15 protein-coding genes are annotated in these 17,256 nt (G+C 68.3%); 4 read left to right on the plus strand and 11 right to left on the minus strand.

Features of this window, described 5'->3' with window-relative positions; translation table 11 throughout:
* Positions 1 to 172: 172 nt before the first annotated feature.
* From PMES_RS10980 to trpS, 7 genes are all read right to left on the minus strand, one after another.
* Positions 173 to 568, minus strand: a complete 396-nt coding sequence (locus PMES_RS10980) for a GNAT family N-acetyltransferase (RefSeq protein ID WP_159965738.1) — start codon at positions 566 to 568, stop codon at positions 173 to 175.
* 11 nt (positions 569 to 579) lie between these two features.
* Positions 580 to 1,281: a tRNA (adenosine(37)-N6)-threonylcarbamoyltransferase complex dimerization subunit type 1 TsaB gene (gene tsaB, locus PMES_RS10985; protein ID WP_328809156.1), complete on the minus strand. Its 702-nt coding sequence runs from the start codon at positions 1,279 to 1,281 to the stop codon at positions 580 to 582.
* Between the two features lie 13 nt (positions 1,282 to 1,294).
* Positions 1,295 to 1,858, minus strand: a complete 564-nt coding sequence (locus tag PMES_RS10990) for a NifU family protein (RefSeq protein WP_159965739.1) — start codon at positions 1,856 to 1,858, stop codon at positions 1,295 to 1,297.
* A gap of 90 nt (positions 1,859 to 1,948) precedes the next feature.
* A complete protein-coding gene (locus PMES_RS10995; RefSeq protein ID WP_159965740.1) occupies positions 1,949 to 2,404 on the minus strand; it encodes a universal stress protein in 456 nt (151 codons plus the stop codon).
* Between the two features lie 101 nt (positions 2,405 to 2,505).
* Positions 2,506 to 3,375, minus strand: a complete 870-nt coding sequence (locus tag PMES_RS11000; RefSeq protein ID WP_159965741.1) for a branched-chain amino acid aminotransferase — start codon at positions 3,373 to 3,375, stop codon at positions 2,506 to 2,508.
* A 182-nt stretch (positions 3,376 to 3,557) separates the two neighbouring features.
* Positions 3,558 to 5,519 carry a PhoX family protein gene (locus PMES_RS11005; protein WP_236549779.1) on the minus strand — a complete coding sequence of 654 codons (1,962 nt, stop codon included), beginning with the start codon at positions 5,517 to 5,519 and terminating at the stop codon, positions 3,558 to 3,560.
* A gap of 159 nt (positions 5,520 to 5,678) precedes the next feature.
* On the minus strand, positions 5,679 to 6,698 hold the full coding sequence (gene trpS / locus PMES_RS11010) for a tryptophan--tRNA ligase (protein ID WP_159965743.1): 1,020 nt from the start codon (positions 6,696 to 6,698) through the stop codon (positions 5,679 to 5,681).
* Between the two features lie 74 nt (positions 6,699 to 6,772).
* Between trpS and PMES_RS11015 the strand changes: the two genes are divergently transcribed.
* Positions 6,773 to 7,471, plus strand: a complete 699-nt coding sequence (locus PMES_RS11015) for a rhomboid family intramembrane serine protease (protein WP_159965744.1) — start codon at positions 6,773 to 6,775, stop codon at positions 7,469 to 7,471.
* 7 nt (positions 7,472 to 7,478) lie between these two features.
* Here the strand turns inward: PMES_RS11015 and murJ are convergent, their stop codons facing one another.
* From murJ to PMES_RS11030, 3 genes are read right to left on the minus strand one after another with little or no spacing between them, the layout of a single operon-like run.
* Entirely contained in the window at positions 7,479 to 9,017 is a 1,539-nt protein-coding gene (gene murJ, locus PMES_RS11020; protein ID WP_159965745.1) for a murein biosynthesis integral membrane protein MurJ, read from the minus strand.
* On the minus strand, positions 9,017 to 11,830 hold the full coding sequence (locus PMES_RS11025) for a [protein-PII] uridylyltransferase (protein ID WP_159965746.1): 2,814 nt from the start codon (positions 11,828 to 11,830) through the stop codon (positions 9,017 to 9,019). The genes murJ and PMES_RS11025 overlap by 1 nt, the downstream gene beginning before the upstream one ends.
* Positions 11,793 to 12,980 carry a penicillin-binding protein activator gene (locus tag PMES_RS11030; protein ID WP_159965747.1) on the minus strand — a complete coding sequence of 396 codons (1,188 nt, stop codon included), beginning with the start codon at positions 12,978 to 12,980 and terminating at the stop codon, positions 11,793 to 11,795. Before PMES_RS11030 ends, PMES_RS11025 begins: the two co-directional genes overlap by 38 nt.
* 99 nt (positions 12,981 to 13,079) lie before the next feature.
* On the opposite strand from PMES_RS11030, the gene rsmI reads away from it, so the two are divergent.
* The 3 genes from rsmI (at position 13,080) to gshB (ending at position 15,372) form a co-directional block, all read left to right on the plus strand.
* Complete coding sequence (gene rsmI, locus PMES_RS11035) at positions 13,080 to 13,946, plus strand: 16S rRNA (cytidine(1402)-2'-O)-methyltransferase (protein ID WP_159965748.1); 867 nt, start codon at positions 13,080 to 13,082, stop codon at positions 13,944 to 13,946.
* Positions 13,943 to 14,314: a YraN family protein gene (locus tag PMES_RS11040; protein WP_159965749.1), complete on the plus strand. Its 372-nt coding sequence runs from the start codon at positions 13,943 to 13,945 to the stop codon at positions 14,312 to 14,314. Before rsmI ends, PMES_RS11040 begins: the two co-directional genes overlap by 4 nt.
* A 107-nt stretch (positions 14,315 to 14,421) precedes the next feature.
* Entirely contained in the window at positions 14,422 to 15,372 is a 951-nt protein-coding gene (gene gshB, locus PMES_RS11045) for a glutathione synthase (protein WP_159965750.1), read from the plus strand.
* A 240-nt stretch (positions 15,373 to 15,612) separates the two neighbouring features.
* Here the strand turns inward: gshB and PMES_RS11050 are convergent, their stop codons facing one another.
* The gene (locus PMES_RS11050) at positions 15,613 to 17,124 is read right to left on the minus strand and encodes a YifB family Mg chelatase-like AAA ATPase (protein ID WP_159965751.1); all 1,512 of its coding nucleotides are present in this window, start codon (positions 17,122 to 17,124) and stop codon (positions 15,613 to 15,615) included.
* Positions 17,125 to 17,256: the final 132 nt, after the last annotated feature.

Here is a 17,256-nt window from a genome sequence, read left to right on the forward strand (position 1 = left end):
AACCGGCACAGTCGGCCGATCCATGGATCGCGTGGGTCCCGAAGGGGGGTCATCGCAGAATAAGGCCGCAGGGGCCTCTGGGGGTCAACTGGTTTTTCGGAAAGCTCCTGTCCCCGAAGCCCGCCGCGGGGCGGATTCGATGCTTGACGTCGGGGCCGCCCGGGGCGGGGGATCACAGCGCGCGGGCCATGATCACCGCATCCGAGGGCGGCGCGCCGGCGCGGGTGTAGTAACCCCGCCGCCGTCCCGTCTCGGCATAGCCCTCAAGCAGGTAGAGCGCCCGCGCCGCGTCATTTTCCGCATCGACCTCGAGAAAGGCCCGCTCTGCCCGCCCGGAACGCGCGATGTCGTGGAATTGGCCGAGCGCGGCGCGTCCGAGACCGCGCCGCCGCCGGCCCGGATCAACCGCCAGCGTCAGCAGCTCGGCCTCGTCGAGGATCACCCGCCCGAGGGCGAAGCCATGGCCGTCACCCACCGCGAAGACGCCCGGCATGCCGAGCAGCCGTTCGAACTCGCCGGCGCTCCAGGGCCGCGTGCCGCGCATCGCCGCCGCATGGATGCGGGCCATTGCGAGGGGCGTCAGGGCAACAGGCACGGGGCCGCGTGGCGCGAGGGGGCGGCATCCGGTGCCTTGATGTAATGCGGCGTGGGGCGCGGACTTTGCGCGGGGCGCGTCAGGGCGACATGCGCGATCGCCTCTGCGAGGGCGTCCGGCGCGAGCGTCACGTCCCTGTGGCCGCCGAGTGGAATGCCCTCCTGCGCATAGCGGCGCGCCAAGTCCCCGGCCCGCTCCCCCAGAAGGTGCAATGCCCCCGGATCGGCGAGGCGGGGCAGGGGGGTGGACGGCGCGGCATCGGGCAGCATCGCCGCCATGCCATCGATGCCGGAGGCGCTCGCCGGTTGCAGGTAGAGGCCGCCCTTGTAGGGAAGGGAGACGAGATGGCGCCCCGCGCCGAGCCTCTCATCTGACTGCCGCGCCGCGTGCAGCACGCATTCGAAATGGGTCACGCCGATCGCCGGGATCCCGAGGCCGAGCGCCAGTCCGCGCGCGGCCGAGACGGAGATGCGGATGCCCGTGAAGTTGCCGGGGCCCGTCCCGACCCCGATCCGCGTCAGGTCGGACCAGGCGGCGCCGCCTTCGGCCAGGACCTCCTCGAGCAGGCCGATCAGACGCTCGCCCTGGCCCCGCGCCATCTCCTCGTGCCGGCGCGCGTGCACGCCTTCCTCCGACAGAAGGGCGGCCGCGCAATGCGCGGCCGACGTATCGAAAGCCAGGATCACGGGTGCCAGGCGATCAGGCGGCGACGGGCCGCACCTCGACCACTTCGGGGATGTAGTGGCGCAGCAGGTTCTCGATCCCCATCTTCAGCGTCAGGGTCGAGGAGGGGCAACCGGCACAGGCGCCCTGCATGTGCAGATAGACGATGCCGCGCTCGAAGCCGTGGAAGGTGATGTCGCCGCCATCCTGCGCCACGGCGGGGCGCACCCGCGTGTCGAGCAGCTCCTTGATCTGTCCGACGATCTCGCCGTCGGGGCCCTCGTGCACGGCGTGACCCCCGCTCGCCTCGGCATCACTGGCCATCACCGGCTGACCGGACTGGAAATGCTCCATGATGGCGCCGAGAACGGCAGGCTTGATGTGATCCCACTCGACAGCCTCGGCCTTCGTCACGGTGACAAAGTCATTCCCGAGAAAGACCCCGGCCGTGCCGTCCACGGCGAAGATCCGGGCAGCGAGCGGTGACTTCCCGGATGTCTCGATGGTCGGGAAATCGGCGGTGCCCGCCTCCAGGATCGTTTGCCCGGGCAGGAATTTCAGGGTCGCGGGATTGGGCGTGGATTCGGTCTGGATGAACATGAAGGCAGCCTCCTGAATGGGAGGCAGATATGCGCCTCGATGCGGTCCATGTCAAGATTTGGCCGGGATCGCGAACCTGCGGCCGCCGCATCAGCAAACCGATTCGAGCCGCTCCTTGGACAGGCTTCCCGGCACGACCGTCACCGGCACCGGCAGGCTGCCCGCACTGCGCACGAGCTGGGTGACAAGCGGTCCCGGTCCCGATTTCTCGACCCCCGCGCCAAGCACCAGCACGCCGATATCGGGGTCGTCCTGCAGCAGGGCGAGGATCTCCGGAACTGCCTCGCCCTCCCTGATCACCAGTTCCGGGTCGATCCCCTGCCGGTCGCGCATCCACTTGGCGAAGACCTCGTAATGGGCCTCGATCCGCTCGCGCGCCTCGTCGCGCATGATCTCGCCGACGCCGATCCAGTGGTTGAACTCCTCGGGATGGATGACCGACAGGATGGTCACGCCGGCATCTGTGCGGGCGGCACGCATCGCGGCAAAGCGCATCGCGTTCAGACATTCGCGTGTATCGTCGAGAATGACGAGGAACTTGCGCATCTTTGGCCTCCGGGACGGAACGGGCGGATGATGACCGAGGGGCGCGGGACTGGCAACAGCGCAAGCGCGTCCCGCGCCCCGTCCCGCGCCTTGTCCCCGTTTCAAAGCGCCGGCTCGCTCGCTGCCCAGTCCCAGTACATCTCGCGCACCCGCCGCGTCACCGGCCCGATCTGGAAGCTGCGGCTCTCGAAGGCGTCGACCGGGATCACTTTCATCAAGTTGCCCGAAAGGAACACTTCGTCCGCCTCGCGGAAGTCGTCGAAGCCGAGGACCGTCTCCGTCACCGTGATGCCCGCATCGCGCATGTTGGCGATGTGGCGCGCCCTGGTGATTCCGGCGAGGAAGGTGCCGTTGGGAATGGGCGTCAGCACCTCGCCGTCGCGCACCATGAAGACATTGGCCGTCGCCGCCTCGGCCACGTTGCCCATCGCATCGGCGACAAGCGCGTTGGCAAAGCCCTTGGCCCGCGCCTCCGCGAGCATCCGCGCGTTGTTGGGATAGAGGCACCCGGCCTTCGCATCGACCACGTTGTCGTCGAGCACCGGGCGGCGGAACCGCGTCGTGGTCAGTCCGACCGAACTGGCCGGATCGATCATCGGGATATCCTCGAGGCAGATGCAGAAGCCGATTTCCTCGTCCAGCGGCATGATCGCCGAAGGGCCGCCTTGCGTGCTCCAATACATCGGGCGGATGTAGACCGCCGCATCCGGCGCGTAGCCGCGCAGGCCCTCGCGCACGATCTCGACCATGTCCTCGGGACTGACGGTGGGGGTCATCATCAGCGCGCGCGCGGACCGGTTGACGCGCCTGCAATGGGCCAGCAGATCCGGCGCCCGCCCATGGATGTAGCGTGCACCGTCGAACACCGTTCCGCCGAGCCAGCTGCCGTGATCGGCCGCCCGCATGATCGGAACGTCCCCATCATGCCAGCGTCCTTCGAAATAGGTTCGGATATTGGTGCCCGTGGCCATGTTGCCCCCGTCTCGTTGCGAATGCCGCAGACTAGGGGCGGGGGTCACTCTTGGCCAGAGCAGGCGCCCCCCTTCCGGCGCGCCGCGGCGACGCGCGGCGCGTTTCTTCTCATCCGCGGCCCCGGCGGCCGCGCCGCTCTCCCCCGCGGACGGTGCCGGGAGAGCGACACGATACCGGTGGCTCAGCCCATCACGCCGCCATCGGTGCGGGTGATCATCACCACCCCCGAGCGCGGCAAACCGCCATCGGGGAAGTTGGAATTGCCGTCCTCGCCGGGATGCTGGACACCCACGAACATGGTCTTGCCGTCAGGCGACAGCTGCATGCCCGTCAGCTCGCATTCGCGCGGGCCGACCATGAAGCGGCGGATCTCGCCGGTTTCGGTGTCGCCGGCAAGCATCTGGTTGTTGCCCATCCCCTCGAACGGACCCTCGTCCGAGTAATTGCCATCGGTCAGGATCCACAGCATCCCGCGCGTGTCGAAGGCAAGGCAATCGGGCGAGTTGAACATGTTGCCCGCGGTCACGTTCTCTGACCCCGGATAGACATTTTCGACCGCGAGACCGGGATCGGCGGGCTCGGCCATTTCCGCATCGGTGACGCCTTCGAGAGCCTCGGCCAGAACCGGGTTGCCCGCCAGCGCGAACAGGCGCCATTCGAACCCATCGGCGGTATGGTCACCGTTATCCGGGGTCCAGCGCAGGATTTGCCCGTAATTGTTGACCTCGCGCGGGTTAGGGCCGTTCACGTCTTGGTTGTCGCCGCCCTCGTTGGGTTTCACCCCGCGATTCTTGTTGTTGGTCAGCGCGACGTAAAGCTCGGGCTTGCTGGGGTTCGCGGCGACCCATTCGGGCCGGTCCATCGTCGTCGCCCCGACCCTGGAGGCGGCGATGCGGGTATGGATGGCGATTTCGGGCGCGCTCATCCCGGTGGCATCGGGGGTCAGGGCGACCCATTTGCCGGTCATCTCGGGGTCGAACACGGCCACGTAGAGCTGGCCCTTGTCCAGCAGATCGCCGCCATCCTGACCCTCGGCCCATGTCCCTTCGGAGACATAGCGATAGAGGAACTCGCCACGCTCGTCATCGCCCATGTAGACGACCACCCGGCCATCGTCGTTGATCACCAGCTCGGCATTCTCGTGCTTGAACCGGCCGAGCGCCGTGCGTTTGACGGGCCGGGCCTCGGGGTCGAAGGGGTCGAGCTCGACCACGTAGCCATTGCGGTTCGGCTCGTTGGGTTCGGCCGAGATGTCGAAGCGCGGATCGACGCGGGCCCAGCCGTAACCCCAGTCCGAATAGTTGATGCCGTAGCGCCTGAACGCCTCGCTGCGGGTGTCCTCGGCATCCTCGGCGCGCTCCTCGCTCGAGGAGTAGTAGCCGTTGAAGTTCTCCTCGCAGGCGAGGTAGGTCCCCCATGGCGTGCGCCCGTTGCCGCAGTTGTTCCAGGTGCCGAGCGACATCATGCCTTCGGGATCGGCGGAGGTCCTGAGAAGATCATGCCCTGCGGCCGGCCCGGCGATGTCCATCTCGGTATCGGTGGTCACGCGGCGGTTCAGATCGCTGTCGCGCTTGACCTCCCAGCCGTCGGCGCCCTCGACGATCTCGAAGACCGACAGGCCATGCGCCATCATGCTCTTTCGGATCTGCTCGTCGGTCGGGGCTTCGCCCTCGGCCATCTCGCCCCAGAGGATATCGAGATTGGTGTATTCGTTGTTAATCGCAAAGACATGCCGGCCGTCGCGTGTGAACAGGGCCATGCCGTCATTGTTGTCGCCAAAGGCGCGGGCCTGGCTTTCGACGGTGCCGCGGGTCTCGGGGTCGAACTCGGGCGCGTCGGGATGCAGCGGGTCGCCCCATTTCACCAGCATCTTCCACTCGTAGCCCTCGGGCAGGGTCACGGTATCGGCCGTGGTTGCCTCGACGGCGGCGAAGTCGAACCTGGCGCCCTGGGTCTGCGCCGCCGCCCGCCGGTTCAGCGCCGTGCTGCCGACGAGGAAGCTGCCGAGGCCGAAGCTCATCGCGCCGCCGAGAAAGCCGCGACGGCTGATCGCGGTCTCGATCACCCGGTCGATATCGGTCTGTTCGGCGCGGGGGCTGTTGATCTCGTCGTAGTCGTCAAATGAGGGTCTGATGTCTTGCATGATTCGATCTCCCATGATGCCGGACCGGACGCATTGTCCGCCTCGAGCGGGTTCTCGTCCGTCCGCGATTCAGGAGTGTGACGCTTTCACGAAGGTTTTGCGACACCGGTTTCCGGAATTTTCCGGCGACCCCGCACCGGAGGCGCGGGGCGGAAGAGGTCAGCGGACCATGCCGACAATCTCGTAGGTGCGTGCCAGGATCGGGGCGGCGATTTCGCGCGCCCGCTCGGCGCCGCGGGCAAGGATGCGGTCGATCTCGGCGGTGTCCTGCATCAGCCGGGCCATCTCGGAGGAGATCGGCGACAGTTTCTCGACCGCAAGATCGGCGAGCATCGGCTTGAACTGGCCAAATTGCTGCCCGCCCACATGCGCCATCGCCTGCTCGGCCGTAAGGTCCGACAGCGCGGCGTAGATGTTCACCAGGTTGCGCGCCTCGGGGCGGCCTTCCAGGCCTTCGAGCGTTTCGGGCAGGGGCTCGGGATCGGTCTTGGCCTTGCGGATCTTCTTGGCGATCGCATCGGCATCGTCGGTCATGTTGATCCGGCTGGCATCCGAGGGGTCGGATTTCGACATCTTCTTGGTGCCATCGCGCAGGCTCATGACCCGCGTGGCCGCGCCTTCGATCACAGGCTCGGTCATGGGGAAGAAATCGACGCCGTAATCGTGGTTGAACTTGGCGGCGATGTCGCGCGTCAGCTCCAGGTGCTGTTTCTGATCCTCGCCGACCGGCACATGGGTCGCGTGATAGATCAGGATGTCGGCCGCCATCAGCGCGGGGTAGCCGAAGAGCCCCAGCGAAGCGTTTTCGGCATGCTTGCCCGCCTTGTCCTTGAACTGCGTCATCCGCTTCATCCAGCCCATCCGGGCGACGCAGTTGAGCACCCAGCCAAGCTGCGCGTGTTCGGGCACCTGGCTTTGGTTGATGAGGATGGATTTCTCGGGATCGATGCCGCTGGCGATGAAGCCGGCCGCCAGCTCGCGCGTGTTGCGGCGCAGCGCCGCCGGATCCTGCCAGACGGTGATCGCGTGCAGATCGACCATGCAGTAGATTGTCTGGTGCCCGCCGCGATCCTGCATCTCGGCGAACCGTCGGATGGCGCCCAGATAATTGCCAAGCGTCAGCCCGCCGGACGGCTGGATCCCCGAAAAGACCCGCGGCGCGAAATCAGGCTGCGTCATGGCACGCTCCATCTGGAAATAACTGCTCTGCTCGCTTACCCAGAGCCGGCACCCCCGTCAAGGAAGGCCCCCCGATGACACCTTTCGGCCCCGATCACACAGCATCGCCTTTCAACAGCCTGCCCCCCGTGGTGGTGGCCCTGGCACTCGTCATCGGCGGGATCGAGTTGGTCTTCCAGCTCGGCGATGCCGGACTGGCCGGCGGGGCCGGTGCCGTCGGCTGGCGGCTCGACGCGCTCAACGCCTGGGCTTTCTCGCCGGGCATCATGGAGAGGATGGTGCAGACAGGCTCGGTCGATCCGCGGCAACTCGTGCGCATGGTCACCTATCTCTTCGTGCATATGGGCTTCAGCCATGTCCTGTTCGTCATCGTGTTCCTGCTGGCGCTCGGCAAGCTGGTCGGAGAGGCGTTCAGCACACCGGCCCTGCTGGCGGTGTTCTTCGGCGCCGGCATCGCGGGGGCGGCGGTCTACGGGCTGATCCCCGGGATGCAGATGGCGCTGATCGGCGGCTACCCGGCAGTCTACGGGCTGATCGGGGCCTATACCTACATCCTGTGGACGGGGCTCGGTGCGGCCGGGGAGAGCCGGGCGCGTGCCTTCACGCTGATCGGCTTCCTGCTGGGCATACAGCTTTTCTTCGCCTTCGCCCTCGGCGGCGGCAATGACTGGATCGGGGACATTGCCGGCTTCGCGGCGGGCTTCCTGATCTCCTTCGCGGTCAGCCCCGGCGGCTGGCGGCGGGTCATGGACCGTACCCGCCGCCGGAACTGAAGAGTTACTAGCGGCGGATCGCGGCGCGGATGTCGCGCAGCGAGAAGGCCCCGATCGCGTTGCCGATGCCGAAATAGCTGATCGCGCCGATCATCACGAGGGCGAGCAGGGCCACGAACTTCCACGCGCCCATGCCGAAGAGCGGTCCGATGACGATCATCGACAGCCAAAGGCACAGCCCCATCGCCGCCGCCGCCGCGACGATGCGCGGCACGCGGCGGCGCAGGCGCGCGTCGCTCTGCGCGGCATCGCCCATCCGGCGGGTGCCGCGCCTGAGCAGCCAGACCATGGACCATCCCGCGATGGTGGTCCCGATCGCGGCGGCGAGAAAGCCCGCAACCGGCGCGAGGCCGATCGCGAGCAGGGCGTTCACGACCATCGACACGAGCGCGAAGTAGAAGGGGCGGCGGGTATCCTCGCGCGCGAAGTAGAGCGGTTGCAGCACCTTTTGCAGCACGAAGGCCGGAAGCCCGAGCCCGTAGATCGCCAGCGCCAGGGCCGTCGCCGCAGCATCGTCGGGCCCGAATGCGCCGCGCTGGAACAGGGTCATGACGAGCGGCATCGGGATCACCAGGAAGGCCACCGTCGCGGGCACCGTCAGGATCAGGGCGAACTCGGCGGCGCGGTTGATCGCGTCGCGCCCTCCCGCGTCGTCGCCGGCACGCAGGCGCCGCGACAGGTCGGGCAGCAGGACGACCCCGATGGCGATCCCCACCACGCCGAGCGGCAGCTGGTAGAGACGGTCGGCATAGCTCAGCCATGCGATCGCCCCGTCGAAGAAGCTCGCGACCTGGCGGCCGACCAGGAGGTTCACCTGCACCACTCCGCCGGCGAGTGCCGCCGGCGCGGCGATCGCCGCGAGGCGGCGCAGCTCGGGCGTGAGGCGGGGGCGGCGCGGAACGAGCCTGTAGCCGGCGCGCCCGGCGGCGATCCAGAGGAGGACGAGCTGTGCGATGCCGGCGATCGGCACGCCCCAGGCGAGGGTCAGGCCCGCCGGCCAGCCCTGCCTGCCGGCCACCAGCAAAAGCCCCACGAGGATGAGGTTGAGCAGGATGGGGGCCGCCGCCGCGGCCGCGAAGCGCCCGGTCGAGTTGAGCACGCCCGATAGCAGCGCGGCCAGTGAAATCAGGAGGATGTAGGGAAAGGCGATGCGCCCGTAGGTCACCGCGAGAGGCAGACGCTCGTCCTCAGCAAAGCCTGAAGCCATGAGCAGGACCAGCCACGGCATGAAAACTTGCGCCAGGACAGTGAGCACGATCAGCAGGCTCGCGAGGGTCGAGAAGGCGTCCCGTGCGAAGCCATGCGGGTCGTCGTCGCTCTCGAGCTTCTTGGAGAACATCGGCACGAAGGCCATGTTGAAGGCGCCCTCGGCGAAGAACCTGCGGAACATGTTGGGCAGCGAGAAGGCAATGAGGAAGGCCTCGGCCGCGGGCCCGGCACCCAGTGTCGCGGCGATCATGATGTCGCGCGCGAACCCCATGACACGGCTTGCGAGGGTCCAGCCCCCGACGGTGACGAAACCGCGCATCATCGAAGGCGCTTGCATTAGCTGATCGCTCGTTTCGCGCCGCTCTCGATGGCGTCGCGCAGACGCCGCTCGAGCGTGCGCTGCTTGGTTTCGGAATAGATTTTCAACCCGAACATGTCCTTGACATAAAAGGTGTCGACGACCTGCGCACCATAGGTGGCGATGACGGCGCTGGCGATCGAGATGTTGCTGCTGGCGAAGGTCCGCGTCAGATCGTGCAGCAGGCCGGGGCGATCACGGGTATCGACCTCGATGATGGTGTAGATCTCGGAGCCCTCGTTGTCGAAGGCGATGGATGTGGGAACCCTGAAATCGCGCTCGCGCTTGCGGATCTTGTCGCGCGATTCTAGGGCGGTCCTGGTGATGACCTCGCCCTTGAGGGTCTTGTCGATCATGCTGCGCAGCCGGGGCAGGCGGGCCTGCTCGTAGGGGTGGCCATCGGCGTCCTGCACCCAGAAGACGGCCGTGGCAAAGCCGTCCTTGGAGGTGTAGGTGCGCGCATCCACGACATTGGCCCCGACAAGGGCGAGGGCACCGGCGAGCCTGCTGAAGATGCCGGGATGGTCGGCCATCACGAAACAGGCCCGCGTCGCGTCGCGGTCCTCGTCGGGCATGAGGTCGATGCGGATCTCGTTGCTGCCGATATCGCCCAGCATCCGCGCGAAGGTGACATGGCTCGATGTGTTGAGCCCGGTCCAGTAGGGCGGGTAGTGGCGCTGGGTTTCCCGGCGCAGGAGCTTGGGGTCCCAGTCCGGCAGGGCGGCGCGCAGCGCCCGGCGCGCCTCGTTGCCGCGGGTTTCGCGGTTGAGCGCCTCGAGCCCGTTCTCCAGCGCATTGGCCGTCTCGGCGTGAAGCGCGCGCAAGAGCTGCGCTTTCCAGTTGTTCCAGGTGCCGGGCCCGACACCGCGGATGTCGCAGACGGTGAGGACGGTGAGCAGGTCGAGCCGTTTGCGGGTGCGCACCGCCTTGGCGAAATCGCGCACCGTGCGCGGGTCCGACAGGTCGCGCTTCTGCGCCATGTCGGACATCAAAAGGTGATAGCGCACCAGCCATTCGACCGTCTCGCAATCAGCCCGGTTCAGCCCCAGGCGCGGGGCCACGCTGCGCGCGATGCGGGCGCCGACGACCGAGTGATCCTCGGGGCGGCCCTTGCCGATGTCATGCAGCAGCAGCGCGACATAGAGGACCTTGCGGTTCACCCCCGCCTTCATGATGGAAGTGGCGAGGGGAAGGTCCTCCTCCAGCGCGCCCTGCTCGATCTGGCTCAGATGCCAGATGCACTGGATGGTGTGCTCGTCGACCGTGTAATGGTGATACATGTTGAACTGCATCATCGCGACGATCGGTTCGAATTCGGGCAGGAAGGCCGCGAGAACGCCAAGCTCGTTCATCCGCCTCAGCGCGCGTTCCGGGGACTGGTGACGCAGCATCAGGTCGAGAAAGAGCCGCACCGCCTCCGGGTTGCTCCGCACCTCGTCATCGATGAGATGCAGGTTGCGCGCGATCAGCCGCATCGCGTCGGGATGCAGCAGGTTGCCGGTGCGCAGCGCCTCGTCGAAGATCCGCAGAAGGTTCAGCTTGTCGGACAGGAAGCTCGTCTCGTCGTCATAGGAGAGGCGGTTCTGCACGATCCTGTAGCCCGGACGGGCGCGCCGGCGGCGGCGGAAGAAGCCCACGAGGCTGGGCGCCTCCTTCTTGGCATCGGCCTCGAGCGCGGTCAGCAGGATACGGGTCAGCTCGCCCACCCGCGTGGCATGGCGGAAATAGGCCTGCATGAAATGCTCGACCGCCCGGCGCCCGCCCTTGTCGACATAGCCCATGCGCTCGGCGATCTCGACCTGCCGGTCGAAGGTCAGCTGCTCCATCGCGCGGCCGGAGACGAGATGCAGGTGGCAGCGCACGCCCAGGAGGAAACTCTCGGCCTTGACGAAGGCGTCGAACTCGCCGCGGGTAAAGACGTCGGCGGCGACCAGCTCGGCTGCGTCCTGCACGCCGTTCACGTATTTCGCGATCCAGAAGAGGGTCTGCAGATCGCGCAAGCCCCCCTTGCCCTCCTTGACGTTGGGCTCCACGACATAGCGCTGGCCGCCCTGCTTGGCATGGCGCGCCGAGCGCTCGTCGAGCTTGGCACGGATGAAGTCCGGCCCGGTGCCGTCGAAGAGGTCCCGCCAGAGCGTTTCCTGCAACTCGTCGGCGAGGGCGGCATTGCCGGCGAGGAACCGGTGTTCGAGCAGGGCGGTCCGGATCGTGTAATCCTCGGCGCCAAGGCGCAGGCAGTCATGCACCGTGCGGCTCGAATGACCCACCTTCAGATGCAGGTCCCAGAGAATGTAGAGCATCGATTCGATAACGCTCTCGGCCCAGCCGGTGAGCTTGTAGGGGCTCAGGAACAGCAGGTCGACATCGGAATGGGGGGCCATCTCGGCGCGGCCGTAACCGCCCACGGCGATCACCGCGAGACGTTCGGCCTCGGTGGGATTGGGGCAGGGGTGAAGATGGACCGTCACCACCTCGAGCACCGCGGTCACGATGCAATCGGTCAGGTAGCTGTATGCGGAGACGGTGGGGCGCGCGGCATCGGGCGCGGCGGTAAAGGCGGCCGCGATCACGGCGCGCCCCCGCTCCATCGCGGCCTTGAGCTCGCGCACCGCGATGGCGCGCACCTGTGCGGGGTCGGTGCACCCGTCGAGCGCGGCGCGCAGGGCCTCCATCCGCGTGTCGGGATCGAAGATCTCCGACGGCGGACGGATCAGGTCGCGTGGAACCCTGTGCGTGTCGTCCGGCGCGGCGGGATCAGAAACCGGCACGGCCGAAACGCTTGGGCGCGGCATCGATGACCATCACGCGCCCGTCCTGAACCTGCGCGACCGCGAGGCCGCGCTGGTTGGTTCCGTCGGGCAGGAGGCGGAAGGCGCCCGTCGCGCCGGAGAAGCCCTGCGCGGCGGTCAATGCGCCGCCCGAGAAGGCGTCGCGCCGGCCGGAGGCCACGAGCGTGCCGACCGCCTTGACCCCGTCATAGGCAAGCCCGGCCAGCGGATGGGGCATCTCGCCATAGGCCGCGCGATACCGGGTCTCGAAGCCGGACTGCATCGCCTGGTCGGGGAGGGTGAACCAGCCGCCCTGCAGCGCGGGAAGGCTCGTCGCGCTCGCCACGCTGTTCCAGCGGGTCAGGCCGAGGAAACGGACGCTGTCGGGCGCGATGCCGGCATTCACCAGCGCATCCGAGATCAGCGGCAGGTCGCTGTCGACATTGGCGGTGAGGAAGACCGATTGCGCGCCGCTCTGGCGGATCATCTCGGCGATGCGCGGGGCCGCCTCGCTGATGCCGCGCTGCGAGAGCGGATAGCTGCCCACCGTGGCGACGCTCAGACCGTTCGCGGCGGCCGCCTCGGCGATCGCCACGCGCCCCGCCTCGCCGGCCACGTCCTGCGCATGGACGATGGCGACGCTACCGACGCCCTGGTTGCGGGCGAAGGCGGTCATGCGGTTGGCGGTGTCGCGGAAGGTCTGGCCGAGGATGAAGACGTTGCCGCCCGCGACGGCGGTGTTGTTCGAGAAGGACAGCATGTTGATGTCCTGGCCCGCGATCACCCCGGTGGCCGCGCTGGTCGATTGGGTGTAGAGGGGGCCGATGAGGATCTGCGCCCCTTCCCTGACGGCCGTCGTCGCCACGCTCGCCGTGACGCCGGGATCGCCGGCCGTGTCGTAGATGCGCAGATCGACCGGACGGCCGGGCATCTCGCTGAGCGCCAGGAGCGCCGCGTTCTCGAGGCTGCGGCCGACGACCCCGCCGCCGCCCTCGGCGCCCTTCGGAACGAGGAGGGCGACCGGCACCGGCTTGCTGCTGTCGATCTGCGGACCGGTGGCGCCGCCCAGGCCGGGCACGGAGACCGACTGGCAGGCCGCGAGGCCAAGGAGGGCGAAGGCCGCGATCGCGGTTCTCAGGACCGGCTTGGCGCCGGGGCGGGGAAAGGCAAACATCGGCCTCGAACTCCTGTATCAAGCTTAGGGAAAACGTATCGTGATGGACTTTAGGGCCAGCGGGGGAGAGTGTAAATTGTCCCAGATGGAGCGAATGGCATGAGTTTGCCGCCGACCCGACCCTCCGCCCTCGCGGCGGGGCTCTATTTCGTCGCCACGCCGATCGGCTCGGCGCGTGACATCACGCTGCGCGCGCTCGACATCCTGCGTGATGCCGACGTGATCGCGGCCGAGGATACGCGCACGCTGCGCAAGCTGCTCGAGATCCACGGCGTGCCGCTCGCCGGCCGGCAGGTCTTGCCCTACCACGACCATAACGGGCCGGCGATGCGTCCCAAACTGCTCGCCCTGATCGCCGAGGGGCGCTCGGTGGCCTATGCCTCGGATGCCGGCACGCCGCTGGTGGCCGATCCGGGTTTCGCGCTGGGACGCGACGCCATCGCGGCGGGGTTGCCGGTGACGGGTGCGCCCGGGCCATCGGCGGTGCTGGCGGCGCTCACCCTGGCGGGCCTGCCGAGCGACCGGTTCCTCTTCGCGGGCTTCCTGCCGCCGGCGCAGGGCGCGAGGAAGCGTGCGCTGCGCGAGCTGGGCGCGGTCCCCGCGACGCTGGTTCTCTTCGAGGCGCCGAAAAGATGCGCCAAGACGCTTAACGATATCGTGGATGTTCTGGGCGAGGATCGGCGCATGGCGCTGTGCAGGGAGCTGACCAAGCGCTTCGAGGAAGTTCGGCGCGGCACGGCGGGCGAGATCGCGCAAGGCGCCGCGACCGATCCGCCGCGCGGCGAGATCGTGCTGGTCATCGACCGTGGCAGGCGGCAGGCCAGCGCCGAGGACATGGAGGCGGCATTGAGCGAGGCGCTCGAAACGATGAGCATGAAGGACGCGGCGCGCGAGGTGGCCGAACAGCTCGGGCTGGCGCGGCGCGACGTCTATCAGGCCGCCCTCGCGATGGGGCGGGCGCGGTGAGCGGCGCAGCCTCCTATCACGCAGGATGCGCCGCGGAGATGCAGGTCGCGGCGCTCTACGAGGCGCGGGGGTGCCGGGTGCTCGCGCGGCGCTGGCGGGGCCGGGGCGGCGAGATCGACCTGATCTTGTCCGAACGGGAGAAGGGCGAGGATGCGGATTGCGGCCTGATCTTCGTCGAGGTCAAGAAGGCCCCGAGCTTTGCCCGCGCCGCCGAGCGGATCGGCCCCGCGCAGATTGCCCGCATTCTGGCGGCGGCGCAGGAATATGCCGGACGGCAGCCGCGCGGCCTCGGCACGCCGATGCGTTTCGACGCGGCACTGGTGGATGCCGCCGGCCGGATCGAGATCCGCGCCGGCGCCTTTCCCTGAATCTGCGCGGCGGGCAGCCGCCCCGGACCGGCCGTCCTGCCGGCACGCCCTTGCCAGACTTGCACCCGTGCGCCATGTAGATGCCTGTTTTGCATGCAGGAGACCCCATGTCGCTCAAGGTTGCCATCCAGATGGATCCGATCGGACCTGTCAACATCGACGCCGACAGCAGCTTCCGCATCGCGGAGGAGGCGCAGGCGCGCGGACATGAGCTGTTCTACTACACGCCCGACCGTCTGAGCTGGCGCGACGGCGCGGTGCGCGCGCGCGGATGGCCGCTCCGGGTCCAGCGGGTGCGGGGCGATCACTTCACCCTGGGCGAAGAGACCGAGCATCCGCTATCGCAATTCGACGTCATCTGGCTGCGCCAGGATCCGCCCTTCGACATGGGCTACATCACCACGACCCACCTGCTCGATCTGGCCGGACCGCGCACCCTCGTCGTCAACGATCCCTTCTGGGTGCGCAACTACCCCGAGAAGCTTCTCGTGCTGCAGTTTCCCGATCTGACGCCCCCCACGGCGATCGCCAGGGACCTGGAGGTCCTGCGCCGCTTCAAGGAGGATCACGGGGACATCATCGTCAAGCCGCTCTACGGCAATGGCGGGGCGGGCGTGTTCCGCCTTGGCCCCGACGACCGCAACCTCGGCGCGCTGCACGAGCTTTTCGGCAACATCAACAATGAGCCGCTGATCGCGCAGAAGTTCCTGCCCGCCGTTTCCAGGGGCGACAAGCGCATCATCCTCGTCGATGGCGAGGTTGCCGGAGCGATCAACCGGGTGCCCGCCACCGGCGAGACCCGCTCGAACATGCATGTCGGCGGACGGCCCGAGAAGGTCGCCCTGACCGAGAGGGACAGGGAAATCTGTGCGGCGATCGGCCCGCTCCTGCGCGAAAAAGGGCAGGTTTTCGTCGGGATCGACGTGATCGGAGACTACCTCACGGAAATCAACCTGACCTCGCCAACCGGCATACAAGAGCTGGAACGTTTCGACGGAACCAATGTCGCCGGCATGATCTGGGAAGCCATCGAAAGGCGCTGCGCCGCGCGGCCCTGACGCGGCACGGGCCCGGAGCACCGCACCGCGCGGGATGCGGCCGTGGCGGGTTCGAAGGCGGGGCGGGGATTTCAGGGAACTGGCCCGGTGGGGGCGGCGCCTTCGCGGTCGCTCCGCCCTTGCGGTCCCGGTTGATCCGGCGCGCTCCCTCACCCGGGGTCGCAACTGGCTCGACACCCCTGTATTTCCGGCACTCCGCTTGTCCCGATCGATCCGAGCTCCCCGGCCGTTCCCATGCCGTCAGCCTGTCATGCCCATGCGCAATCCAATCGCCTCGGCAAGATGGGCCGTGCCGACCTCCGTCGCGCCGTCGAGATCGGCGATCGTGCGGGCCACGCGCAGCGTCCGGTGATAGCCCCGCCCGGTCAAGCCGAAGCGCTCGGATGCCCGCTTCAGAAGCGCGCGTCCCTCGGCGTCGATCTGGACCACCTCCTCGAGCACCGCGCCCTGCATGTCGGCATTGACGCGCGCCGTGCCGCCGAAGGCCGCGAGGCGTTCGCCCTGGATGCCTCGGGCCGTGGCCACGCGCGCGGCGATCGCGGCGCTGGGCTCTGCGCAGGGCGCGCCGGCAAGATCGTCGAAGCTGACGGGTGGAACGTCGATGCGCAGATCGAACCTGTCGAGAAGGGGGCCCGAGATGCGCTCGAGGTAATCGTTCGAGCAGGCCGGCGCCCTCGCACAGGCCCGTGCCGGATCGGCAAGATAGCCGCAGCGGCAGGGATTGGCGGCGGCCACCAGCAGGAAGCGGCAGGGATAGCGCAGCTGGGCATGGGCCCGCGCCACTACGATCTCCCCGGTCTCGAGCGGCTGGCGCAGGGATTCGAGCACCGGGCGCGCGAATTCGGGCAATTCGTCGAGAAAGAGAATGCCGTTATGAGCCAGCGAGATCTGCCCGGGACGGGCCAGCCGCCCGCCGCCGGCGATGGCCGCCATCGAGGCGGTGTGATGCGGCTCCTGAACCGGCCGTGCGGTACTGATCCCGCCCTCCGGCGCGGCGCCCGCGACGGACCGAACGAGCGAGGTCTCCAGCGCTTCCTGTGCGTCCATCGGCGGCAGGATCCCCGCGATGCGCCGCGCCAACATCGATTTCCCCGAGCCCGGCGGTCCGATGAGGAGGAGATGGTGGCGCCCCGCCGCCGCGATCTCGGCGGCGCGCTTGGCACGTTCCTGGCCGCGGATCTCGGCCATGTCCGGGACTGGTGGGGCCGTTGCGATCGGCCCCGGCAGGGCCTCGGCGATGATCGTGCGGCCCGTGAAATGGGCAATCACCTCGGCCAGTCCGCGCGCCGGAAGCACTTGCGCGGCGCCGACCCAGGCGGCCTCCGCGCCGCATTCGAGCGGGCATAGAAGCGCGCGCTCGCGCTCGGCGGCGGCAAGCGCGGCCGCGAGCGCGCCGGCGACCCTCACCAGCGTTCCGTCCAGCGCCAGCTCTCCCAGCGCCACGGTGCCCGCCACCATGTCCGGCGGCAAAAGCTCGAGCGCGGCCAGGAGCGACAGAGCGATCGGCAGGTCGAAATGCGAGCCTTCCTTGGGTAGATCGGCCGGTGAGAGGTTGATGGTGATGCGCCTGGACGGCAGGCAGATGGCCAGGGCCGAAAGAGCCGCGCGGATCCGCTCGCGCGCCTCGCTTACAGCCTTGTCGGGCAGCCCGACGATCGTGAAGGCGGGCAGGCCGGGGGCGATGGCGCATTGCACCTCGACCATGCGGGCCTCGATGCCTTGAAAGGCCACGGTATAGGCGAGCGCAACCATCCCGCACTCCTCGGCGGCGCGGGTCTCGGTCCGCGATCCTCACAAAGATATCCTCGTCGGCCCGGGGCTCGGCTTCGATACGACCGCAACCATGCTCCGCCGTGCTGAAACCTCCCCGGCCGGGCCGTCCCT

Origin of the sequence: Profundibacterium mesophilum KAUST100406-0324 (genome assembly GCF_009835145.1) — a bacterium.
Taxonomy (GTDB): domain Bacteria; phylum Pseudomonadota; class Alphaproteobacteria; order Rhodobacterales; family Rhodobacteraceae; genus Profundibacterium; species Profundibacterium mesophilum.